The 21,569-nt window shown below is 71.4% G+C and carries 20 protein-coding genes and 2 pseudogenes; 14 read left to right on the forward strand and 8 right to left on the reverse strand.

Annotated features, from left to right (window positions below; translation table 11 throughout):
- Positions 1-231 precede the first annotated feature (231 nt).
- The gene (locus AB0D49_RS12825) at positions 232-993 is read right to left on the reverse strand and encodes a VOC family protein (protein WP_362755354.1); all 762 of its coding nucleotides are present in this window, start codon (positions 991-993) and stop codon (positions 232-234) included.
- Positions 994-1,127: 134 nt separating this feature from the next.
- On the opposite strand from AB0D49_RS12825, the gene AB0D49_RS12830 reads away from it, so the two are divergent.
- Positions 1,128-1,763, forward strand: a complete 636-nt coding sequence (locus AB0D49_RS12830) for a TetR family transcriptional regulator (protein ID WP_362755809.1) — start codon at positions 1,128-1,130, stop codon at positions 1,761-1,763.
- 145 nt (positions 1,764-1,908) lie between these two features.
- Here AB0D49_RS12830 and AB0D49_RS12835 read toward each other — a convergent pair whose 3' ends face one another.
- Together AB0D49_RS12835 and AB0D49_RS12840 are read right to left on the reverse strand one after the other, a co-directional pair.
- Positions 1,909-2,421: a nitroreductase/quinone reductase family protein gene (locus AB0D49_RS12835; RefSeq protein ID WP_362755357.1), complete on the reverse strand. Its 513-nt coding sequence runs from the start codon at positions 2,419-2,421 to the stop codon at positions 1,909-1,911.
- On the reverse strand, positions 2,418-3,614 hold the full coding sequence (locus AB0D49_RS12840; protein WP_362755812.1) for an acyl-CoA dehydrogenase family protein: 1,197 nt from the start codon (positions 3,612-3,614) through the stop codon (positions 2,418-2,420). Before AB0D49_RS12840 ends, AB0D49_RS12835 begins: the two co-directional genes overlap by 4 nt.
- A 150-nt stretch (positions 3,615-3,764) precedes the next feature.
- Between AB0D49_RS12840 and AB0D49_RS12845 the strand changes: the two genes are divergently transcribed.
- From AB0D49_RS12845 to AB0D49_RS12860, 4 genes and pseudogenes are all read left to right on the forward strand, one after another.
- Positions 3,765-4,952: an acetyl-CoA acetyltransferase gene (locus AB0D49_RS12845; RefSeq protein WP_362755360.1), complete on the forward strand. Its 1,188-nt coding sequence runs from the start codon at positions 3,765-3,767 to the stop codon at positions 4,950-4,952.
- A gap of 128 nt (positions 4,953-5,080) precedes the next feature.
- Positions 5,081-5,545 (forward strand): hypothetical protein, encoded by a 465-nt coding sequence (locus AB0D49_RS12850; RefSeq protein WP_362755363.1) that lies wholly within the window; start codon positions 5,081-5,083, stop codon positions 5,543-5,545.
- A gap of 37 nt (positions 5,546-5,582) precedes the next feature.
- Positions 5,583-5,777 (forward strand): annotated as a pseudogene (locus AB0D49_RS12855) (hypothetical protein); the annotation flags it as partial.
- Positions 5,708-5,914 (forward strand): annotated as a pseudogene (locus AB0D49_RS12860) (hypothetical protein); the annotation flags it as partial. The pseudogenes AB0D49_RS12855 and AB0D49_RS12860, both read left to right, overlap by 70 nt.
- A 23-nt stretch (positions 5,915-5,937) precedes the next feature.
- Here AB0D49_RS12860 and AB0D49_RS12865 read toward each other — a convergent pair.
- On the reverse strand, positions 5,938-7,209 hold the full coding sequence (locus AB0D49_RS12865) for a tetratricopeptide repeat protein (RefSeq protein ID WP_362755366.1): 1,272 nt from the start codon (positions 7,207-7,209) through the stop codon (positions 5,938-5,940).
- A gap of 673 nt (positions 7,210-7,882) precedes the next feature.
- Between AB0D49_RS12865 and AB0D49_RS12870 the strand changes: the two genes are divergently transcribed.
- Positions 7,883-8,188 (forward strand): hypothetical protein, encoded by a 306-nt coding sequence (locus AB0D49_RS12870; RefSeq protein ID WP_362755369.1) that lies wholly within the window; start codon positions 7,883-7,885, stop codon positions 8,186-8,188.
- Positions 8,176-8,673 carry a hypothetical protein gene (locus AB0D49_RS12875; RefSeq protein ID WP_362755372.1) on the forward strand — a complete coding sequence of 166 codons (498 nt, stop codon included), beginning with the start codon at positions 8,176-8,178 and terminating at the stop codon, positions 8,671-8,673. Before AB0D49_RS12870 ends, AB0D49_RS12875 begins: the two co-directional genes overlap by 13 nt.
- 361 nt (positions 8,674-9,034) lie before the next feature.
- On the opposite strand, the gene AB0D49_RS12880 is transcribed toward AB0D49_RS12875, so the two are convergent.
- The gene (locus AB0D49_RS12880; protein ID WP_362755375.1) at positions 9,035-9,448 is read right to left on the reverse strand and encodes a nitroreductase/quinone reductase family protein; all 414 of its coding nucleotides are present in this window, start codon (positions 9,446-9,448) and stop codon (positions 9,035-9,037) included.
- A gap of 147 nt (positions 9,449-9,595) precedes the next feature.
- Between AB0D49_RS12880 and AB0D49_RS12885 the strand changes: the two genes are divergently transcribed.
- Positions 9,596-10,435 carry an endonuclease/exonuclease/phosphatase family protein gene (locus tag AB0D49_RS12885; protein WP_362755378.1) on the forward strand — a complete coding sequence of 280 codons (840 nt, stop codon included), beginning with the start codon at positions 9,596-9,598 and terminating at the stop codon, positions 10,433-10,435.
- Positions 10,436-10,444: 9 nt separating this feature from the next.
- On the opposite strand, the gene AB0D49_RS12890 is transcribed toward AB0D49_RS12885, so the two are convergent.
- Both AB0D49_RS12890 and AB0D49_RS12895 read right to left on the reverse strand, forming a co-directional pair.
- Positions 10,445-11,374 (reverse strand): VOC family protein, encoded by a 930-nt coding sequence (locus AB0D49_RS12890; RefSeq protein ID WP_362755381.1) that lies wholly within the window; start codon positions 11,372-11,374, stop codon positions 10,445-10,447.
- A gap of 146 nt (positions 11,375-11,520) precedes the next feature.
- The gene (locus tag AB0D49_RS12895) at positions 11,521-12,384 is read right to left on the reverse strand and encodes a fumarylacetoacetate hydrolase family protein (RefSeq protein WP_362755389.1); all 864 of its coding nucleotides are present in this window, start codon (positions 12,382-12,384) and stop codon (positions 11,521-11,523) included.
- Between the two features lie 221 nt (positions 12,385-12,605).
- On the opposite strand from AB0D49_RS12895, the gene AB0D49_RS12900 reads away from it, so the two are divergent.
- Positions 12,606-13,322 (forward strand): FCD domain-containing protein, encoded by a 717-nt coding sequence (locus tag AB0D49_RS12900; RefSeq protein ID WP_362755392.1) that lies wholly within the window; start codon positions 12,606-12,608, stop codon positions 13,320-13,322.
- Positions 13,323-13,337: 15 nt separating this feature from the next.
- Here the strand turns inward: AB0D49_RS12900 and AB0D49_RS12905 are convergent, their stop codons facing one another.
- Entirely contained in the window at positions 13,338-14,756 is a 1,419-nt protein-coding gene (locus AB0D49_RS12905; RefSeq protein ID WP_362755394.1) for a CehA/McbA family metallohydrolase, read from the reverse strand.
- 115 nt (positions 14,757-14,871) lie between these two features.
- Here AB0D49_RS12905 and AB0D49_RS12910 point away from each other — a divergent pair, with 115 nt between their 5' ends.
- The 5 genes from AB0D49_RS12910 (at position 14,872) to AB0D49_RS12930 (ending at position 21,569) form a co-directional block, all read left to right on the forward strand.
- Positions 14,872-15,717 carry an LLM class F420-dependent oxidoreductase gene (locus AB0D49_RS12910; RefSeq protein WP_362755397.1) on the forward strand — a complete coding sequence of 282 codons (846 nt, stop codon included), beginning with the start codon at positions 14,872-14,874 and terminating at the stop codon, positions 15,715-15,717.
- Positions 15,718-15,962: 245 nt separating this feature from the next.
- On the forward strand, positions 15,963-18,551 hold the full coding sequence (locus AB0D49_RS12915) for a bifunctional FO biosynthesis protein CofGH (RefSeq protein WP_362755400.1): 2,589 nt from the start codon (positions 15,963-15,965) through the stop codon (positions 18,549-18,551).
- Positions 18,552-18,716: 165 nt separating this feature from the next.
- Entirely contained in the window at positions 18,717-19,532 is an 816-nt protein-coding gene (locus AB0D49_RS12920; protein WP_362755403.1) for an IclR family transcriptional regulator, read from the forward strand.
- A gap of 274 nt (positions 19,533-19,806) precedes the next feature.
- Positions 19,807-20,535 carry an aspartate/glutamate racemase family protein gene (locus AB0D49_RS12925; RefSeq protein WP_362755406.1) on the forward strand — a complete coding sequence of 243 codons (729 nt, stop codon included), beginning with the start codon at positions 19,807-19,809 and terminating at the stop codon, positions 20,533-20,535.
- 50 nt (positions 20,536-20,585) lie between these two features.
- Positions 20,586-21,569: a membrane dipeptidase gene (locus AB0D49_RS12930; protein WP_362755815.1), complete on the forward strand. Its 984-nt coding sequence runs from the start codon at positions 20,586-20,588 to the stop codon at positions 21,567-21,569.

The raw sequence follows: 21,569 nt of genomic DNA on the forward strand, positions 1-21,569 counted from the left end.
GCCTGCCACCTCCCCGTACGAGCCGCGTCCCCAGACATGGACGCGACCGAAGTGCAGCGTCTCACCACCGCACCGCCAAGGCGGCACGCACCCTGATTGTTCCTGTCCAGCGCTCAGGTTGCGAACCCGGTGACATATCGGGGTGTCTCCGGCCTTTTGCTCATATGAGAGGAGCGCCCCCGCCTGTCCGCCCGCCACCTTCCCGCCCCCCTGACACGCTAAACCAAGAGGTCAGAGCCCTTCTCCCGCCCCCTCCGGCGCACGCTCCAGCAACGCGAAGGACGCCCCCTGGTCATCGCTGACGACGCCGACCGTCCCGTACGACGTGACGAACGGCTCGGCCTGCACCCGGCCGCCGAGCCGCGTCACCCGCTCCAGGCCCGCCGCGCAGTCCGGCACCCGGAAGTGGACCAGGAAGTGCGGCGGCATCCCCGCGGCGAAGACCTCGGTGACCGGCGCCCGACCGAACGCCGGAGCGGCGTCCTCGCCGAACAGGGCGTCGGTGAACAGTCCGCCGTAGAACGCGTTCGCCGCCTCGGTGTCACGGGCGTACAGCTCCACCCAGGCGAAGGTGCCCGGGGCGGGCGGTCCGCCGAAGCCCTGATGGGAGCCCGCCTGCCAGAGCCCGAAGACGGCCCCCTCCGGGTCGGCCACCAGCGCCCCGGTGCCCAGCCGCCCGGCGCTCAGCGGCGCCGACACCAGTTGCCCGCCCGCGTCCCGGACGCGTCGGCCAAGCGCGGTCACGTCCGGGGTGGCGAAGTACACCGTCCACACGGTGGGCAGCCGCCCGTCCGCCTTCCGGGCCAGCCCGGCGACCGGCTCCCCGTCCAGCCGGGCCCAGAGCCCCGAGCCGTCCGCCCGCTCCTCGAAGGACCACCCGAAGAGCGCACCGTAGAAGCGCCTGCCCGCCGCCACGTCCGGGAGCTGGGCGTCCACCCAGCACGGGACGCCCTCCGGGTACTCCCGGTCCGCAGATTCGCTGTTTTCGGCCATACCGCCAAACTAACGGCGACCCAGACACCCCGCCCACCTGGGACAGCCCGTCCCATACCCGGGTGCACCCCATTTGCAGTCGGCCGAATCGCGCTCCGATCACCCGTCGGTAAGCTGACGGCATGACAGGACAAGTGCGTACCGTCGACGGCCGCGTGGCCGGCCGGCGTGGGCAGGCGACCCGGCAGAAGCTGCTCGACTGCCTCAGCGAGATGCTCAGCTCCTCCCCGTACCGGGACGTCAAAGTCATCGATGTCGCCCGGAAGGCGGGCACTTCGCCCGCGACGTTCTACCAGTACTTCCCGGACGTCGAAGGCGCCGTCCTGGAGATCGCGGAGCAAATGGCCGCCGAGGGCGCCGGTTTGACCGAGCTGCTCGACGGCCGCTCCTGGGTCGGCAAGGCGGGCTGGCAGACCGCCCAGGAACTGGTGGACGGCTTCCTGGACTTCTGGCGCCGCAACGACGCGATCCTGCGGGTCGTCGACCTGGGCGCGGCGGAGGGCGACAAACGCTTCTACAAGCTCCGGATGAAGATCCTCAACTCGGTGAACAACTCCCTCGCGGACGCGGTCGCCGAACTCCAGTCCAAGGGCCGCGTCGACAAGGACGTCAACCCGGCCGCCATCGCCGGTTCACTCGTCGCGATGCTGGCGGCGGTCGCCTCCCACCAGAAGGGCTTCCAGTCCTGGGGAGTGAAACAGGCCGAACTCAAGCCAAACCTGGCCCTGTTGGTCCACCTGGGCATCACCGGAAAGAAACCGACGAGGTAGACAGTCACCGAGAACGCCGGGGACTGCCACGTCCCTCAGCGGCCCTGAGAACGCCGGGGACTGCCACGTCCCCAAGGGGCGCGGGGAACTGCGCGACCAGCCACAACCCACCCGCACCCACCCACTCACCCCCACCCCCCACGACCTACCCCTGGTCAACACCCCTCCGCACGACCCGAAACACCCGAAGCTCCCGCCCCACCCGCCCCTGATACACCGCATACGGCGGCCAGAAGGCAACCAGCACCCCCCAAGCCGCCGCCCGCTCCTCCCCCCGCAGCAGCCGCGCGGCGACCGGCACATCCACCCCCCGCCAGTTGATCACCGCATCCGGATGCGCCCGCAGATTCACCGTCCACGCGGGATGGCTCTCACGCCCGAAGTTCGACCCCACGAGCAGCCAGGACTCCGGCGAGGGCACCCCCGTAGAAGACGACCACTCCGGCACACACGCGAGCGGCGTCCGCCGCACCACCCCGCTGCGCGCCCCCCGCACACTGAGCACCACACTCGGCAGCAGCAGCCCGCTCAGCATGACCCGCCCCCGGGTGAGCCGGTGCACCCCCCGGTCCACGGCGGGCACCACATACGGCGCGACCCGCGCGAACCCCCTGGTGGCCGACACCTTCTGCACGGCCCGTGCCACGCGCCCCGTCATACCGCGACCTCCCGTCCCTCGAAGAGCCCCGCCCGCTCGGCGGCGTGCGCCCGCAGCCGGTGCACCGGCCCGAGGAGCAGCTCGTCCCCGGCGGCCCGCTTGAAGAGCAGATGGGCGTCGTGCTCCCAGGTGAACCCGATCCCGCCGTGCAACTGGATCGCCTCGCCGGTCGCGGCGCGGGCCGCCTCCAGCGCCTGGGCGAGCGCCAGCGCCCCCACGTCCTCCCCGTGCGCGGTGGCCCAGGCGGCGTAGTAGGCGGCCGAGCGGGCGGCCTGGACCCGGACGTAGACATCGGCGAGCCGGTGCTGCACGGCCTGGAACGCGGCGATGGGCCGCCCGAACTGCTCCCGCCGCCCGGTGTGCCCGACGGTCAGCTCCAACGCGCGGTCGGCGGTGCCGACGGCCTCGCAGGCGAGGAACGCGGCGGCACGGTTGCCGACGGCGGCGAGCACGGACAGCACGTCCGGACCGGGCGGCCCCCCGTCATCCCCGATCAACTCGCCCGGCACCTCCCGCAGTTGCACCCGTGCCCGGGGCCGGGTGGCGTCGAGGGCGGTCTGCCGGACCCGGACGAGACCGGGGGCGTCGGCGTCGACCCGGAAGAGCAGCGTCCGGGAGCGGGCGAAGCCACCGGTGTGGGCGGGGACCAGCAGCAGCCCCGCGCTGTGCCCGTCGAGGACCTGATCGGCCTCCCCGTACAGCCGCCACTGCCCGCCGGTCCGCCGGGCCTGGACGCCACCGGCCCGGCCGCCGCCCGCCCAGTCGCCGTCGTTGGCGCCGGTGAGGGCGAGGGCGGTGGAGAGCAGCCTGCCGGGCACGACGAGCGCGGCGGTGAGCCGCCCGGCGGCGATCCGGGGCAGCAGCGCGTCCCGCTGTCCGGCGCTGCCGAGCGCCAGCAGGAGCGGCGCGACGAGTACGGAGGTGGCGAACAGCGGGGAGGGCGTGGGGGCGCGTCCGGTCTCCTCGCCGACGAGGGCGAGTTCGGTGGCCGTACCGCCGACACCGCCGTGCCGTTCGGGGAGGGCGAGGGCGGGCAGGCCGAGCTGTTCGGCGAGGGCGGTCCACAGGGCGGGGTCGTGGCCGGTGGGGGAGTCGACGGCGGCCCGGACCCGCAGGCTGCCGCAGCGCCGCCGCAGCAGCTCCCGCACGCTGCGCCGGATCTCGTCCTGTTCGGCGGTGAAGGCGGCGTCCATCGATCCATCCCCCTCGCTGACCACGCGCCAGGTTCCTGACGGCCCGTCATATTAGAGCGCGGGATCGGGATTGCCCAGAGCGATGACCCGACCCCCGCCGGGCAGCCGCCGCCCTGCCGCAGCCCCGTATATCTGATGTACCGTCAGAAAATGCGGACGACGACGGGCACGACGACGGACACGAGGGGTCGCCGCCGCCCCGGGGTGGCGATAGCCGGAGCGGCACTGTCGGACACCACAGCAAGCCCCGCAACCGCCTACTCCCTGCACGCCCAGGCCGCCCGGCGGGCACTGGCCGACGCCGGTCTCGACCGCTCGGTCGTGGACGGCTTCGCGTCGGCGGGCACGGGCGTGCTGGCGCCGGTGGAGGTCGCCGAGTATCTGGGCCTGCGTCCCACCTGGGTGGACTCCACCTCGGTCGGCGGCTCCACCTGGGAGGTGATGGCGGCGCACGCGGCGGACGCGATCACCGCCGGGCACGCGCGGGCGGTCCTCCTGGTCTACGGCTCGACGGCCCGCTCGGACGTCAAGGCCGGCCGCCGCACCGGGAACCTCTCCTTCGGCGCGCGCGGCCCGCTCCAGTTCGAGGCGCCGTACGGCCACACGCTCATCGCGAAGTACGCGATGGCGGCCCGCCGCCACATGATCGAGTACGGCACGACGATCGAGCAGCTCGCGGAGGTGGCGGTGCAGGCGCGGGCGAACGCGTCCCTGAACCCGGAGGCGATGTACCGCACGCCGATCACGGTGGACGACGTACTGTCCGGCCCGATGATCGCGGACCCCTTCACCAAGCTGCACTGCTGTCTGCGCTCGGACGGCGGCGCGGCGGTCCTGCTGGTGGCGGAGGACCTGCTGCCGGACTGCCGTACCCGACCGGTGTGGGTCCTCGGCACCGGTGAGCACGTCTCGCACTCCACGATGTCCGAGTGGCCCGACTTCACGGTGTCCCCGGCGGCGGTGAGCGGCCGTCTCGCCTTCGAACGGGCCGGCCTGACCCCGGCGGAGATGGACTTCGCCCAGCTCTACGACGCCTTCACGTACATGACCTTGGTGACCCTGGAGGATCTGGGCTTCTGCGCGAAGGGCGAGGGCGGCGCGTTCGTGGAAGGGGGGCGCCTCCAGGTGGGCGGCGGCGGCCTCCCGGTGAACACGGACGGCGGCGGCCTCTCCGCCCAGCACCCCGGGATGCGGGGCCTGTTCCTGCTGGTGGAGGCGGTACGGCAGTTGCGGGGCGAGGCAGGTGAACGCCAGGTGTCCGACGCGCGGCTGGGGGTGGTGTCGGGGACCGGGGGGTGGTTCTGCTCCTCGGGGACGGTGGTGTTGGGACGAGGGTGAGGCGGGCCCTCGGGCCCTGTCATGGAGGAGCCGTTGGCTGGGCATGGTGACGACTACGACCCGTCCACCTCCCCGGATCGCACTCTCCGCCACTTCGCTCTGCGTGATCGATCCGGCACGATGGGCGCATGGTCAGGGAACAGCTTGAGCAGGTCCAGCCGTGCGGACAAGTCCGCCGGACCGAGGGGCAGTCGAGGCGCCGCAGGGCGCTCGCGGACGCGGCGGCCGGGATCGCCCCCGGCGCATCGGGTCTCCACACCGGCACCACGCGGATCGGACGGTTCCGTTGTGTCATCTACCTGTGCGGAGCGTCCCGTACGGACATCGACGCGCCGCGCCAGGCGTGCGCGGAGTACGCGCGGACGTTCGGCTGGGTGGTCACCCAGGTCATCGAGGAGCGCGCCGGGTTACTGCCGCCGCAGGGCCGGGAGGGCTTGCGCGAGGCCGTCGAACACGTCCGGCAGGGCTCCGCCGGGGCGGTCCTCACGGCGTGGCGGGCGATGATCTCGCCGGTGGCCCGGGAGTACGACGAGGTGGCCCGGGAGATCGAGAGGGCCGGAGGCTTCCTGCACGTCAAGGACGCGACCCGGTGACGGTACCGGCGTCCCGCCCTCTCAGCCCTCCAGGTCGGGCCGCTGGCACCAGGGCACGGCACACCTCCTCCCGGACGACGACCCGGTGGCCCGGCTGCGGACGCTCCCCCGGGGGAACAGCGCGGCGGTACGGGCGGTGGGGATGTCCCTGCTCACGGTCCCGCCGGCATCCCCGAGTCCCTTCCGTGGGTGGCCGGTGCCCTCGCCGTCGCGGCCGGCCTCGCCCGCGTGATGGCGCTCCCCGCCATCGCAGCACTCACAGGCGTCTGCGGACTGATCATGTCCGTGTGGCAGTTCGCCCGCCAACTCAGCTCCACAAGGCGCGGTGCCTCCGTCCGGGCGTCCGGGCGGTCGGGTACTCGCCCGTGAACTCCGCACTCACACGGGACGAGCTACTTCTTTCCAGATGCAAGACGACGTTGCAGCATTTCGCGCGCTCGCTCATAAAGATCTCGGGCAACAGAATTCTTTAGAAACGGCCTGAGGGACTGAGTCATAGAAATTACCCTCTGGTCGGCGCGACCTGATTGCACAAATGGATAGTCACTCACTACTCGATTCCATGTGGCGCACGCAGCTTCCAAATGCCCGATTTCCATCTGTCGCTCTGCGAGTGTCGAACCATCCAGGACCGCCCGGCGGCGATGCTTTCGATTTTGCAAGGCGGCATATCGCTTTAGGGATTGCACCGAGCCCGTCGTATCACCTAGCCCGTATTTTACTTGAGCGAGGTCATATTCTAGAACAGCTTCTCGATAATGCCCCATTACAACCCTGCTCGCAGAGTCCGTTTTTCCGATCTCCATTTCCGCCTCTCGAAGGAAAGTTCGCGCCGACCTTTGATCGCCCGTCAAAGCGCTAGCGTAGGCGCGCTGCCCAGCAAGAAACGCGCGCATGTTGGATTCGATTGACCCTTGATCCTCCATTGCCGCAGAGGTCAATCTAAGCGCGGTTTGACTATGCCCCAATTGGAGCGCCTGAGAACTCATACCGTGCAGTGCAAGGGAATATGCATCCCTATCACCTGCGGCCCTTGCCAACTCCATGGCCTTTAGGTAGTACTGCTGCCCTAGTCCCTGATGCCCCTCATCTACCGCCATATAGCCAGTCAGGTAGCAGAGGTCAGATGCAGCAGACAGCATCTTGTTACGAACGGATTCAGAGCCTGCCGCTGCCAGGCAGGGCGCAACGGTATTCACGAGGAAAGCCGCTGCCACGGGCCGGGTGTCTCGCCCGCCGAATTGATAGTCGAGATCGGAAAAATGCTGCGTCGCAGCAATGACCATCGCAATTTCACCCTCACCGATTCGGCGCACACTGCCGGACTCGGCAAACGTGATCCTTTCCGCCGCATCACGCCAGCCGGGAATCATCATAGCGGCCGAAAATAGACCGGTACTGAGCACACTACGTCGCGCTGGGTCCATATCAAGCCTCCCAAGCTCGATAAGCTCTTGAACTATTCCCATTTCGGAGGTTGCGGGGGCGACAGGTGCAGGGAATCCGGCATCAGCATAAGAAACCGACCGATGGAGCCTACGAGATAACGCCTCCAGGATGATGGGGCGAACTGCTTCACGAGGCATGTGCCCCTTAAGCCATTGATTAACAGATGGCTCCCTATATTTAAGATGCATACCGCGTTCCGCGCCGATGCGATTCACCGACTGTGTGAATTGACGCTGCGTCCACCCCGCCTCCCGAAGCAGCATTTCCAAACACAGATTCGGACTCGTCACTGGCTCTCGCCCCCTGGCGTCGGTGCGGATCTTAAGTTCTTAGGTCCTGTTGCTGACTCAACGGTACCGCCGTGCGTGATGGGCCGGTTGCCTAGAGCGAGGAGAGCGGTACGGCCGAGTGCGTGGGGAGCGACAGCAGTCATGGCCGAAGTAGGCAGCTTGCTAAGGGTGTTGGGGCTTTGGGGACTCTCGGGGTGGAAGCCGCTTCAACGGAACGGCGAGTAGCCCGTGTGGTCTGGCTCCGGATTCGAGCCGGTTCCGGTGCCTGGGTGCCGGATCTGCGATGCGGCTGCGAAAGGGCGGGAGCGGTGCCGGGGGAATCCGGGGGCGTTCCGGAACTTCAACGTGATCATCAGTCAGCATCCGCACCGCCGGGCGACCGACGCGACGGGGGCACCCCCGGAATCGTGGCTCTCAGGTCACCACCCGACAGCACTCAAATGGCCCCCTGCGGACGGGAGTTGAGGACGCAATGAAGCGGTTAGGTGTGTTCTTCGGGTGGCTGTTACGGCTGTTGCTGCCCCCTGGTGGGCGTCGGCGGGCGGACCGGCCGCAGGTGTCCGGTCGGCACGGCGCGAGGGTGCCCGGGGCCGCTCCGGTGACTGTTCTCCTGCCGGTGAGGGAGCGGGCGTGGTCGCCCGGGGAGGCGTGCCCCGAGGGGGACGAGATCGCCTGCGACGCGGGTACGGCGGTGCTGGTGCGGCCGTACTACCCGGCGGGTGAGGACGACCGTGCCCGGGAGCGGGAACGGGTCCGTGACTGGCAGGACAGCGAGCGGGAACGGTGGCGTCGGCGAGCGCTGGCGTTCACGCTGCGGCGGGCCGCTGAGGACTCGGTGCGTGCCGTGTGCGCGGACGCGTCGACCCCGCAGACGATGCCGGGGGGTGGCCGGTGGTCTCGCTGATCAAGACGGGCCGGTCCGTGTCCCCGCCCCGGGTGTGCGGCGCGCAAGCCGTGATGCCGGTCGACCTTGTCGCGATCATGTTCGTGTCGGTCATGGACACCGCCCCGGACACCGTTGCCCGCTCCCTGCGCTGCTGTCTCCAGGAGCACTCCGGAGGCCGTCACCACGACCTGGTGTGGGAACTGAACGATCCGGGCGACGGAGAGGTGTGGGCCCAGTGGGCGGACGACTGCCCGCCCGACACGTTCCGGACCGTACCCGACTGCAACACCCCCTCCACGCCCACGGCTGACGACGAGGTGTGCACCCTGTTCGCCGGTCATCCGGGCTGCCATACCTTCGAGTACACCGACCCCGTATATGACGCCCTCAGGTCCGGTCCGGAGTTCCAGGACGAAGTGCGGCGGCTGCGGAATCTGATCGACCGGTACCTTCCCCGGCAACCGTCCGGGGACAGCGACGCCGGAGAGGCGGGGGCGCGGTGAATGCGGGTACGCCTCCCGCTCCGGGTGCCTCGCATCTGACGATCGAGACGTACCGGGTGCGTCCGGACGGTGAGCGTGTGGACCGTACCCCGGTGATCGTGTATCGGCCCGGCGAGGTGGTCCCCCTCGGGATCGGCTCACAGCGTTGGCCAGCGTGCCGTTGCCCGCGCTGCCGGACCGGTAAAGGTCCGCGCGGGGGTCTGGTAGCGGCCCTGTGATCGCCCCTCCGCCCGGTGGACAGGAAGGACCCGGACGGAGGGTGCACCAACCGGCCGTCCGCCCCATGCCCCATCGGCTCCCCCCGATGGGGCGGACGGCCCCCATGACCTCGACCCGGTGACGGTACCGGCGCCCCGCCCCCTCAGTCCTCCAGATCCACCCGCACCGTGAGCAGGGACATCCCCACCGCCCGGACCGCCGCGCTGTTGCCCCGGGGGAGCGTCCGCAGCCGGGCCACCGGGTCGTCGTCCGGGAGGAGGTGGGCCGTGCCCTCGTGCCAGCGGCCCCGCAGGCGGACCCGGACACGGGGGTCGGCCTGGATGTTGCGGACGTACTGGGAACGCTCCCCGAACTCCGACACCAGCCAGAACGCGTCCCCGATCCGGCGTCCCCCCACCGGCGTCCGGCGGGGCTCGCCCGACACCCGGCCCGTGGTCTCCAGCAGGATCTGACCCGGCATCCGGCGCGCCAGCGGATTCACCACCCGGCGCTGGAGGGTCGTCGTCGCCCGGAAGCGGAGGTCGGCGAGGCGGCCGGCGGTGGGCGGTGGCGGCATGACGGGCTCCTGTCGTGGGGCGAAGACGTGGTCGTACATGAACGCTAGGCCACGCGGAGATAGACGTACCCTTGCCCGCCCGGCTGCCACCCGTCCGCCTTGCTTCAATGGGGCCCGGTGCACCGGGCGAGAGCGGGAGCTGCGCGTATGAGGGTCGTGACCTGGAATCTGTGGTGGCGGTTCGGGCCCTGGGAGGCCCGTCAGAAAGCCATCCTCACCACACTCCGGGCGCTGCGGCCCGATGTGGTCGGACTCCAGGAGGTCTGGTCCGGCGACGGCGGCAACCTCGCCGACTGGCTGGCCGGGGAACTCGGACTGCACGCCGTCTTCGCCCCCTCCCACGCCCCCGAACGCTGGCAGCGGCGGATAGGCGACCCCACGGTCGGCGTCGGTGTCGCCGTCCTCAGCCGGTGGCCCGTCGTCGCCCACGCCACGCTCCCGCTCGACGCGCCCGACGAACTGGACGACGGACGGCTCGCCCTCTACACCCGGCTCGCCGCCCCCGGCCACGAGGTGCCGTTCTTCACCACCCACCTCACCTCCGTGCCGTACGCCTCCGCCGTCCGGGTCCAGCAGGTCACCGCGCTCGCCGGGTTCGTCGCCGCCCACAAGGGCGGTACGGCGTTCCCGCCCGTCGTCACCGGGGACTTCAACGCCGCCCCCGACTCCGACGAGATGCGGCTCTTCGGCGGCCACCGCACCGCCCCGACCGTCCCCGGCCAGACCTTCGTCGACGCCTGGCAGTACGCCGACCCGTCCGCCCCCTGGGCCACCTGGGACCCCGCCAACCCGTATGTCGCGCTAAGCGGGGAGCCGCCCGCCCGCGTCGACTACATCCACGTCGGCGCGCCCGGACCCGACGCCCTGGGCCGGGTCCGCGCGGTACGGCGGGCCGCCGACGGCCCCGAGGACGGCATCTGGCCCTCCGATCACGCGGCGGTCGTCGCCGATCTCACCGACCCCGGGGCCACCGTCGCGGAGGGCTGACGGCCCGCCTCACCCGCCCTTCGCGCTGTGCGCTCCGGTCATCCGGGCCGCCAGGTCCTCCGGCCGGACGAACGACGGGGGCGGCGGCGGACCCCAGGCGAACAGCCCCTTGCCGTCCTCCAGATCCTCCGGGGTCCAGAGCTGGTCCTCGGGGACGCAGTCCATGTCGGAGTAGTACTCGCTGAAGTTCCCGGCGGGGTCCTTCAGATACCAGAAGAAGTTGGACCCGAGGTAGTGCCTGCCCAGCCCCCAGACATGGCGTTCGGGGCGGCCCTCCAGCATCGCCTGCGCGCCCCGTCCCACCTCGTCCACATCGTCCACCTGCCATGCCGTGTGATGCAGGAAGGCGACCGGCGAGCGCAGCACCAGCAGATTGTGGTGGTCCTCCGAGCAGCGCAGGAACGCGCCCTGGCCCTTGATGTGGTCGCTGACCCGGAACCCCAGCCCGTCCGCGAAGAACGCGTGGGTGAGCGCGTAGTCGGGCGAGCCGACGACCGCGTGCCCGAGCAGCCGGGGCCGCACCGATCCCGTCCGCAGCACCCCGGGCGCCCGCACGCCCGGACGCTCCACCCGCCCCGGGCCGTTGTACGGGGTCGGCGGCACCGCGGCCTGCCGGAGCCGGGGCGCTACGGTCAGCACCGCCCGCACCCCGGTCGCCGGTTCGACGGCCTCCAGGTCGTCGGGTCCCCGCCGGGACTCGAACCCGAGGCGGCCCAGCGCCGCAGCGGCCCGGTCCAGGTCGTCGGGGCTGTCCACACCGACGTGCAGGGCGAGCAGTGTACGGGTGGGGGCGTGCACGATCCTCAGCTGACGGCCGCCGTCCTCGGTGGCGAACCAGCCGTCGCCGTCCGGACGCAGTCCGAACTCGGTGTAGTAGTCGGCCGTCTCCTTGACCTGCGGGACGCCCATCACGATGGAGAGCAGACGGTGCAGCGCCATTGCGGACCATCTCCTTTTATGGGGGGGGGGAGTCGTACGGGGCAGTTGTGCGTGGGGAGTTGTGCGTTTGGAGTTCTACGGGGGGAGTTCTACGGAGGGTGGGGGGAGAGGAGCGGAACGGGAGTCGGGCAAGGGCGGCCTGACGGTCACGCCGTCACGAACCGCTGCCGCAGCTCGCCGATCCCCTCGATCGAGCTGACCAGTTCGTCGCCGTCCACCAGCCAGCGCTGCGGGGTGCGGGCCAGGCCCACGCCTGCGGGCGTCCCGGTGAACACCAGGTCCCCGGGGTACATCGGGGTGATCTGCGAGACCCGGTGCACCAGCTCGGGGACGTCGAAGACCAGATCCCGGGTGCGGCCCTTCTGGACCTCCTCGCCGTTGACCGCGCAGGCGAGTTCCAGGTCGCCGGGGTCGATCCCGTGCCCGAACGCGTCGACCGGCACGACCCATGGGCCGATCGGACCGAAGCCGGGGAAGGACTTGCCCAGGGAGAACTGCGGGGGTGTGCCCGCCAGTTGAGTGATCCGCTCCGAGATGTCCTGGCCGACCGTCAGCCCGGCCACGTACGACCACGCGTCCGCGCGAGCCACCTGGTACGCCTCGCGCCCGATGACGGCGACGAGTTCCACCTCCCAGTCCACGTTCCCGCCCGGCGGCAGTACGACCGTGCCGCGCGGACCGGCGAGACAGGCCGGGAACTTGGTGAACACCATCGGCTCGGACGGGATCTCCGCGCCCCCCTCGGCGGCGTGGTCGCGGTAGTTCAGCCCGATCGCGAAGACCTGGCGGGGGGCGGGCACGGGCGGGCCCAGCCGGTCCTGGTCCAGCGGCACGGCGGGCGCGGCCCCGATGTCGGCGGTGGCGACGAACGCCCGGAAGGCGTCCCAGTCGGCGTACGCGGTCATCGGGTCGGGGCCGAAACGACCGCCGCTCAGCCGCTCCACGTCGACGGCCCGCAAAGTGTCGGGGGAGACCAGGACGAGACGTCCGTCCAGATGGGCGAGATACATGAGGATCGCCTTCCTCGAAGGGGAAAGGGGGGGTTCCGGATACCGGATGTCGGCCTTCGTCCCAGTTGTAACCCCGCCACATTCGTCAGGTCAATGAATATTCGAAAGTTGGCTGAGAAGTCGTAAGTCGATAGAGTGGTCGGAGTATGGGGCGCCCGGCGGACTGGCGACCCGACGGACTGGTGGACTGGTGGACGTACCGAGGAGGGCCGGGAGTGGTCATGGCGGAGCGAGCGAACCGGCCCGGTGAGGGCACCGGCACCCGCACGGACGGGCTGTACGACGTGCTGCGCGCCGACATCCTCGGCGGCCGTCTGACACCCGGCTCCCGGCTCAAGTTCCCCGAGCTGGTGGCGCGTTACGGCACCAGCGTGGGCGCCGCCCGGGAGGTGCTGGCCCGGCTCGCCGGGGAAGGGCTGGTCCGCAACCAGCCGCGCAAGGGGTTCACCGTCACGCCGCTGTCCCACGCGGATCTGCTGGAGCTGACCCAGGCCAGGGCGGAGATGGAGTCACTGGTGCTGCGGCTGTCGATCCGTGAGGGCGACATGCGGTTCGAGGCCGACGCCGTGGCCGCCCACCATCTGCTGGAACGCACCCCGCTGCTCGACCCCGCCGACCCCAGCCACCCCACCGACGCCTGGGTGGCCGCGCACGCCGCGTTCCATCAGGCGCTGCTCGCCGGGTGCGGCAACCGCAGGCTGCGGGAGACCGCGCTGGCCCTGCGCGACGAGGCCGAGCTGTACCGGGCCTGGTCGGTCGCCTTCGGCGGCGCCCCGCGCCGGGATGTGACCGCGGAACACCGGCAGTTGCTGGAGTACACGGTGGCCCGGGACGAGGGGCGGGCCTGCGAGCTGCTGCGCACCCATATCTCCCACACCGCGAACGTACTGATCACCTGCGCCACGGACGAACCCCCCATGGCACCTCCGGCCGCCTGACGCGCCCACCTGGCGTCAGGCGGCCTCCCCCAGGAACACCGGATTGGTGAACGCCGCCATCACTCCGGGTCGCGGCCCGAACGCCGTCTCGTGCCGCACCTCCGCCCGTACATAGGCCGCGTACCGGGCAGTCGTACGCCACTCCACCTCCCCCGCGCCGGTCACCGGCAGTGGACCGGTGCTGAACACCGTCCCCTGGTCGGTCACCAGGCGGGGGACGCAGCGCGGGGCGCCGGAGACCTCCAGCCGGACGGTGACCGGGGTGTCGGGGGCGACGGTGAGGCGCTCGCCGATCCCGGCGCGGGAGCCGTCCGCGCCGGACGCGGTGAGGGAGAGCGTGAGGTGCCGGGACTCGGCGACATAGCAGCGGCCCGCGCGCAGGGCGGACAGCAGGGCCCGCCGGGTCAGGTCGTCGGCGTGCACGACGGTCTGCGGACGGCCCACCAGGTCCGGGGCGCGATGGGCGTCGCTGCCGCCGATCGCCGGAAGCCAGCCGGTGCCGTGGACGCCGGTCACCAGCGCCGCGTCCCACGCGGCGAGGGCGATCTCGTCGTCCGGTGTCCAGGGCCCGTTCCACACCTCCACCGCGTCCGCCGCCGCGAACCCGAACTTCCAGGCGCAGCCCAGGCACTCGGCGTACGGATGCGCCGGGACGACCAGCCCTCCGGCGCCCCGGATCTCCCGCGCGAACCAGCCGAACTCCCCGTCCCGCGCCCGGTAGCGCCAGTCCACGAACGTCCCCGGATCGACCCCGATGGCCAGCGCGTGTCCGTTGCGGGTGGTGACCTCCTCGCCGAGCAGTACCAGCAGATCGTCCCCGGCCACCTCAGCCCAGTGCGGGTGCCCGGCGTGGGTGTTGTGCTCGGAGGAGTTGAGGAAGTCCAGCCCGGCGGCCCGCGCCAGCGCCCCGATCTCGGCGGGCGTGCGGCGCCCGTCGGAGTGCCAGGAGTGCAGATGGCAGTCCCCGCGGTACCAGTCCCGGCCCCGCCCCCGGGCCCGCTCCGCCGGATACCGGGGCACCGGAACGGCCCCGCCCGGCTCCCCGTGCACCAGCGTCACCTCGATCTCGTACGGCAGTCCGCCCGGCGCCACGGTGTAGGGCCCGAGGGCGAGCTGCCAGGTGCCGGGGCGCAGCGGGCCGGGGACGTAACCGGGCGTGGCCTCGTCCGCGCGCAGGAAGAACTCGCTTCGCGCCCCGCCCGACCAGCCGCGGAACCCGGCGCCGCCCAGGGCGGTGCCGCGCGCGTCGAAGACGCCGATGTCCAGCGCGTTGCCCGGGGTTCCGGGCGGCACCGGGGGCCGCTCGTAGCGGTACGCCACCCGCAGCTCCCGCACACCCGGCGGGACCTCCACCGGCAGATAGACATAATCCGGCGAGCCTGGCGGCAGGGTGCCGCGCAGGGTCCGGGTCTCCTGAGCGTGCTCGGGGCTCATGCCTCCAACGTAGGCCGCCGGGGTCCGCCCGTCCTGGCCGGAGCGTACGGATCCAGCCATTGTGCCGACCGGTCGGTATGGACAATCCGGGGGGCGGCCCGGTAGAGATGGGGACATGCGTATCGCCGTCACGATCTTCCTCACCGACGAGACGATCACCCCGGTCCGGCTCGCCCGAGAGCTGGAACAGCGGGGGTTCGCCGGGCTGTATCTGCCGGAACACACCCATATCCCGGTCGAGCGGACCACTCCGTACCCGGCGGGCGGCGAGCTGCCCCGGGAGTACGGCCGCACGCTCGACCCGTTCGTCGCGCTCGGCCAGGTCGCCGCCGTCACCGAGCGGCTCGGTCTCGGCACCGGCATCACGCTGGTCGCCCAGCACGATCCGATCGCCCTGGCCAAGCAGATCGCGACCCTCGACCATCTGTCCGGGGGCCGCTTCACGCTCGGCCTCGGCTTCGGCTGGAACGTGGAGGAGTCCGCCGACCACGGGGTCGCCTGGCGCACCCGACGGGACCTGGTACGGGACCGGATGGGGCTGATGCAGGCGCTGTGGAGCGAGGAACCGACGGGCTACGAGGGCGAGTTCGGGTCGGTCCGGGCGAGTGAGGCGCACCCCAAGCCGGCGCAGAAGCCGCGCGGGCCGGTGACGGGGCCGCGGACGCTGGTGGGTGGGGCGGCGGGGCCGAAGCTCTTCGAGCACATCTGCGGGTACGCGGACGGTTGGATGCCGATCGGCGGCGCGGGCCTGACGGACACCCTGCCTGCGCTGCGCGCCCGCTGGGCGGAGGCGGGCCGCGCCCCGGACGCCCTCCAGGTGGTCCCGTACGCGGTCCACCCGACCCCCGGCAAACTGTCCCACTACGAGTCCCTGGGCCTGGAGGAAGTCGTCCTCCAACTCCCCCCGCAGGGCGAGACGGAGGTCCTGCGAGCGCTGGACGGGTACGCGCCGTACGTATAGCTGAGGCGGGGGGCGAGACGCGAACCCGCGCGGACGGGTGGCTGTGGGGGGCGTACGCGAACCCGCGCTAGCGGGGAGCCGCCGCGCCCACCCGTGCCGCCCTGCGGCACGACTGCCCGCAGTTGGGGGCACGTAGGGGCGCGGGGAACCGCGCAGGGTTGGGATGCCGACGCTCACCTCTCAAGCCACCTCACCCCACCGTCCCGTCCCGCCGAACCGACGGAGTCGCTACGTATGCTCGAAGGATGACGACATCCGCGACCTCCGGACCCGGCCGCCCCACCGAGAACTCCCTGCGTCGCGCCCTCAAACGTGCCCGTGACGGCGTCGCCCTGGACGTCACGGAGGCCGCCGTCCTCCTCCAGGCCCGAGGCCCCGCGCTGGACGACCTCACCGCGTCCGCGGCCCGCGTGAGGGACGCCGGTCTGGAGCAGCACGGCCGCCCCGGCGTGATCACCTACTCCAAGAGCGTCTTCATCCCCCTCACCCGGCTCTGCCGTGACAAATGCCACTACTGCACCTTCGTCACCGTCCCCGGCAAACTCCGCCGCGCGGGACACGGGATGTTCATGTCCCCCGACGAGGTGCTGGACATCGCCCGCAAGGGCGCCGCGCTCGGCTGCAAGGAAGCCCTCATCACCCTCGGCGACAAGCCCGAGGACCGCTGGCCCGAGGCCCGCGAGTGGCTCGACGCGCACGGCTACGACGACACCATCGCCTACGTCCGCGCCATCTCCATCCGCATCCTGGAGGAGACCGGCCTGCTGCCCCACCTCAACCCGGGCGTCATGAGCTGGACCGACTTCCAGCGCCTCAAGCCCGTCGCCCCCTCCATGGGCATGATGCTGGAGACCACCGCGACCCGCCTGTGGTCCGAGCCCGGCGGCCCGCACCACGGCTCCCCGGACAAGGAACCCGCCGTACGCCTCAGGGTCCTGGAGGACGCCGGCCGCTCCTCCGTCCCGTTCACCTCGGGCCTGCTCATCGGCATCGGCGAGACCTACGAGGAGCGCGCCGAATCCCTCTTCGCGCTCCGCAGGATCTCCCGCACCTACCACGGCATCCAGGAACTGATCATCCAGAACTTCCGCGCCAAGCCGGACACCGCGATGCGCGGAATGCCGGACGCGGAACTGGACGAACTCGTCGCCACCATCGCCGTCGCCCGGCACATCATGGGCCCGAGCGCCTGTCTCCAGGCCCCGCCCAACCTGGTGGACAGCGAGTACGAGCGGCTGATCGGCGCCGGGATCGACGACTGGGGCGGGGTCTCCCCGCTCACCATCGACCATGTCAACCCGGAACGCCCCTGGCCGCAGATCGAGGAACTCGCCACCCGCTCCGAGGCCGCCGGATTCACCCTGAGGGAACGTCTCTGCGTCTACCCCGAGTTCGTCCGCCGGGGCGAGCCCTGGCTGGACCCCCGGCTGCGTCCGCACGTGGCCGCGCTCGCCGACCCGGAGACCGGCCTCGCCCGCCCGGACGCCCCCGTCGTGGGCCGCCCCTGGCAGGAGCCCGACGAGGCGTTCACCGCGTCCGGCCGCACCGATCTGCACACCACCATCGACACCGAGGGCCGCACCACCGACCGCCGCGAGGACTTCGACGAGGTGTACGGCGACTGGGGCGCCCTGCGCGAGGCCGCCGCCCCCGGCATGGTCCCGTCCCGGATCGACACCGACGTACGCGCCGCCCTCGCCACCGCCGCCGACGACCCCACCCGGCTCACCGACGACGAGGCCCTTGCTCTGCTGCACGCGGACGGCCCGGCGCTGGACGCGCTCTGCCGGATCGCCGACGACGTACGGAAAGCGGCCGTCGGCGACGAGGTGACGTACATCGTCACCCGCAACATCAACTTCACCAATGTCTGCTACACCGGCTGCCGCTTCTGCGCCTTCGCCCAGCGCCGCACCGACGCCGACGCCTACACCCTCTCCCTGGACCAGGTCGCCGACCGGGCCCAGCAGGCGTGGGAGGTCGGCGCCGTCGAGGTGTGTATGCAGGGCGGTATCCACCCCGACCTGCCGGGCACGGCGTACTTCGACATCGCGCGGGCGGTGAAGGAGCGCGTGCCCGGGATGCACGTCCACGCCTTCTCGCCGATGGAGGTCGTCAACGGCGCCACCCGCACCGGGATGTCGATCCGCGACTGGCTGACCGCCGCCAAGGAGGCCGGACTCGACTCGATCCCGGGCACCGCCGCCGAGATCCTGGACGACGAGGTCCGCTGGATCCTCACCAAGGGCAAACTGCCCGCCGCCACCTGGATCGAGGTCGTCACCACCGCCCATGAACTGGGCCTGCGCTCCTCGTCCACGATGATGTACGGCCATGTCGACCAGCCCCGCCACTGGCTCGGCCATCTGCGCACCCTGGCCGGCATCCAGCAGCGCACCGGCGGCTTCACCGAGTTCGTCACGCTGCCCTTCATCCACACCAACGCCCCGGTCTACCTGGCCGGGATCGCCCGTCCCGGCCCGACCGTCCGGGACAACCGCGCGGTGACCGCGATGGCCCGGCTGCTGCTGCACCCCTGGATTCCCAACATCCAGACAAGCTGGGTCAAACTGGGCACCGAGGGCGCCGCCGAGATGCTCCGCTCCGGCGCCAACGACCTGGGCGGCACGCTGATGGAGGAGACCATCTCCCGGATGGCGGGCTCCTCCTACGGCTCCTACAAGTCGGTCAAGGACCTGATCGCCGTCGCCGAGGCGGCCGGCCGCCCGTCCCGCCCGCGCACCACGCTCTACGGCGAGGTCCCGGAGGAGCGGCAGCAGGCCGCCCGCGCATCGGACGGCCAGCTCCCGGCGCTGCTGCCGCTGCTCGACTGACCCCGTGGGGCCCCGGCCGCCGGGCGCGTTGTGGGACGCCGTACCACCTGTGTGATACTGCCCGTTCCGGTGCATCACGGGACCGGCGTCCCCTCCGCGTCCGGCGCCGCCGGTGACGCACCCGGTCGTGTTCCAGCCCGCTGATGAGGGAGAGTGCCGCGTCCCATGGCGACCGCACCTGATTCCGCCGCCCCCGCCGGTCCCGGTGACGACGACCGGACCGGCGCCGCGCCGCGTTCCGTGGCCACCGTGCAGATCGTGGACCACGCCCTCCAGGTGCTCAAGGCCATCGCCGACGCCGACCGGCCGCGCGGGGTCCGGGAACTCAGCCGGGACCTGGACATCAGCAAGAGTTCGGTGCAGCGCATCCTGGTCTCCCTGGAGCGCGAGGGGCTGGCCGTCGCGGACGGGACCACCCGCAAGTACGTCATCGGGCCCGCCGCCCTCACCCTGGCCTGGAAGCACACCGCCAACAGCGATCTGGTCGGCGCCGCCTCGGACACCGCGTCCCGGATCGCGGCCCTGACCGGCGAGACCGCCTGTGTCTCCACGGTCGTCGACGGCCACCGGGTCACCGTCTACGAGGCCGAGAGCCCCCAGCCGCTGCGGCTGATCACCGGCGTCGGCCGCCCGTACTCGCTCTTCTCCGGCGCCACCGGACGGGTCCTGCTGTCGATGCTGCCGCCCGAGCGGCTCGGCCCGCTGGTGCGCGAGCACACCGCCGGTGACCCCGGTGCCGAGTCCGCCGTCCTCGGTCGGATCGACCTGGCCCGCGAGCAGGGGTACGCCATCAGCCGCGAGGAGTGGATTCCGGGCGGCTGCGGGGTGGCCGTACCGATCGGCTCCCAGGGCCGGATCGTCGCCGCGCTCAGCATCTACGGGCCGCAGGCCCGGCTGACCGACGAGCGCACCGCCGAACTCGTCCCCCTGCTGCGGGCCGCCGCCGCGGAGATCACCGTCCGCTGGCGTCAGCCCGTCTGACGGCTCCTGCCCCCGGCTCTGGGGGCGCCTCCCGCACTCCCTGACGCCATCGCCTTCGTGTCGAGTGGCCGGATCGTGCTGCCTGAGGGCTGACTCGCCACCGTTCCGGCCTGTTCTTTTCTGATCCTTCTTGCTTCCCTCTATTCCTTTTGCGGCTCGGTATGCCCATTGACCTGTCTCCGAGACGGTAGGTACGTTGTCCCAACCGATCTGGACCACTGTCCCAGATGAAGGACGGCGGCCGGAAAGTGCCTATCGGAAAAGAGGATTTCGTATGCTACTCGGCTGGCGTGCCCGTATTGGTCAGATACGTCCCGCAACGGCCATCGAGGGCGCCGAGGAATGGCGCTCCGTCGCGCCCACGGGCGTGGCCTTCGCCGACGCGCGGACCATCGTCCCGAGAGTCGACGCGGACGGACTGCGCACGATGATGGCGCAGGTCCTGGAGGCGTCCCGGCAGCTCGCCACCGCCAAGGTCGATCTGATCGTGCAGTGCGGAGCGCCCGGCACCTTCATCCCGGGCCCCGGCACCGACGAGAAGGTGACCGCCGAGATCACCGCCGAGACCGGCGTCCCGGCCATCACGATGATGCAGGCCCATGTCGACGCGCTGCGGGCGCTCGGCGCCACCTCCGTCGCCGTCGGCAGCATCTACACCGACGAGGTCAACGAGGCCCTGCGCGCCTATCTCACCGCCGTCGGCTTCGAGGTCCCGGTGATCGAGGGCCTCCAGATCACCGACCCGTACGACGCCAGCGTCCATGACGCCGACAGCGCCTACCGGCTGGGGCGGCGGCTGCACCGGGCCGCCCCGGACGCGGACGCCCTGCTGATCTCCTGCGGCACCTTCCGCACCTTCGAGGTGCTGCCCTATCTGGAGCTGGACACCGGGCTCCCGGTCGTCACCAGCAACCAGGCGTCCCTGTGGCGGGCCCTGCGCCACCTCGGGCTGCGCGACGAGATCCCGGCGCTCGGGCGGCTCGGCAGCATCGCGGAGCTATGAGCGCCGCCGCCGGTCCCGCCCCCCGCCCCCACCGCAAGGAGAACGCCCCCGTGCTCGTCGACGCCCTCCAGTTCGTCAAGCCCTCCCGCGACCGCTTCGAGGAGTGGCACGCGGCCGGTATCACCGCCATCCACGCCACCGTCGCCATCTGGGAGGACTCCACCGAGACCCTGCGCGAGGTCGGCCGCTGGCAGCGGCTGATGGCCGAGCACGCCGATCTGCTGTGCGAGGGCCGCACCGCCGACGACATCCGCGCGGCCGGACGCGACGGCCGTACCGCCGTCGTCCTCGGGTTCCAGAACAGCTCGCCGTTCGAGGACGACCTCGATCTCGTCGGCGCCTTCCACCAGGCCGGGGTGCGGATCGCCCAGCTCACCTACAACACCCAGAACTCGGCGGGCGCCGGCTGCTGGGAGGGCGCGGACGCCGGGCTGTCCCGGACCTACGGCCGCAATCTGATCCGGGAGATGAACCAGGTCGGCATGGTCGTCGACCTCTCGCACTGCAACGAGCGGACCACGCTGGAGGCCATCGAGGCGTCCGAGCGGCCGGTCGCCGTCACCCACGCCAATCCGCGCGCGTTCGTCGGCGAGGACGTCGAACTGGCGCTGCGCAACAAGTCCGACACCGTGCTCAAGCAGACCGCCGCGTCCGGCGGGGTGGTCGGGCTGAGCATGTACCCGAGGATCGCGCCGGACGGCGCCGACTGCACCGTCGACCGCTTCTGCGACATGGTCGCCTACACCGCCGACCTCATCGGCGTGGACCATGTCGGCCTCGGCTCCGACTACTACGCCGGGCACGGCGACGAGGAACTGCACTGGTGGCGCCAGGGCCGCTGGAGCCGCAGCCCGATGGTGCCGATCTCCGGCCCGGTCGAGTTCCCGGACTGGTTCGCCGCCGGGCGAGGCTACGCCACGGTCCGGCAGCGGCTGCTGGAACGGGGCTTCAGTGCCGCCGAGGTCGACCGGATCAGCGGCGGCAACTGGGTGGACCTGTTCGCGACCGGCTTCACCGCCACGGCCCCCGTCTGA

It is taken from the genome of Streptomyces sp. NPDC048290 (assembly GCF_040652095.1).
GTDB lineage: Bacteria > Actinomycetota > Actinomycetes > Streptomycetales > Streptomycetaceae > Streptomyces.

Bases quoted from the DNA above. Each gene is read 5' to 3' on its own strand.
- AB0D49_RS12825 (WP_362755354.1), bottom strand. From the start codon at position 993: ATGGCCGAAAACAGCGAATCTGCGGACCGGGAGTACCCGGAGGGCGTC.
- AB0D49_RS12835 (WP_362755357.1), bottom strand. From the start codon at position 2,421: ATGACGGGGCGCGTGGCACGGGCCGTGCAGAAGGTGTCGGCCACCAGG.
- AB0D49_RS12840 (WP_362755812.1), bottom strand. From the start codon at position 3,614: ATGGACGCCGCCTTCACCGCCGAACAGGACGAGATCCGGCGCAGCGTG.
- AB0D49_RS12845 (WP_362755360.1), top strand. From the start codon at position 3,765: ATGCGGACGACGACGGGCACGACGACGGACACGAGGGGTCGCCGCCGC.
- AB0D49_RS12850 (WP_362755363.1), top strand. From the start codon at position 5,081: ATGGTCAGGGAACAGCTTGAGCAGGTCCAGCCGTGCGGACAAGTCCGC.
- AB0D49_RS12880 (WP_362755375.1), bottom strand. From the start codon at position 9,448: ATGCCGCCACCGCCCACCGCCGGCCGCCTCGCCGACCTCCGCTTCCGG.
- AB0D49_RS12885 (WP_362755378.1), top strand. From the start codon at position 9,596: ATGAGGGTCGTGACCTGGAATCTGTGGTGGCGGTTCGGGCCCTGGGAG.
- AB0D49_RS12890 (WP_362755381.1), bottom strand. From the start codon at position 11,374: ATGGCGCTGCACCGTCTGCTCTCCATCGTGATGGGCGTCCCGCAGGTC.
- AB0D49_RS12895 (WP_362755389.1), bottom strand. From the start codon at position 12,384: ATGTATCTCGCCCATCTGGACGGACGTCTCGTCCTGGTCTCCCCCGAC.
- AB0D49_RS12900 (WP_362755392.1), top strand. From the start codon at position 12,606: ATGGCGGAGCGAGCGAACCGGCCCGGTGAGGGCACCGGCACCCGCACG.
- AB0D49_RS12905 (WP_362755394.1), bottom strand. From the start codon at position 14,756: ATGAGCCCCGAGCACGCTCAGGAGACCCGGACCCTGCGCGGCACCCTG.
- AB0D49_RS12910 (WP_362755397.1), top strand. From the start codon at position 14,872: ATGCGTATCGCCGTCACGATCTTCCTCACCGACGAGACGATCACCCCG.
- AB0D49_RS12915 (WP_362755400.1), top strand. From the start codon at position 15,963: ATGACGACATCCGCGACCTCCGGACCCGGCCGCCCCACCGAGAACTCC.
- AB0D49_RS12920 (WP_362755403.1), top strand. From the start codon at position 18,717: ATGGCGACCGCACCTGATTCCGCCGCCCCCGCCGGTCCCGGTGACGAC.
- AB0D49_RS12925 (WP_362755406.1), top strand. From the start codon at position 19,807: ATGCTACTCGGCTGGCGTGCCCGTATTGGTCAGATACGTCCCGCAACG.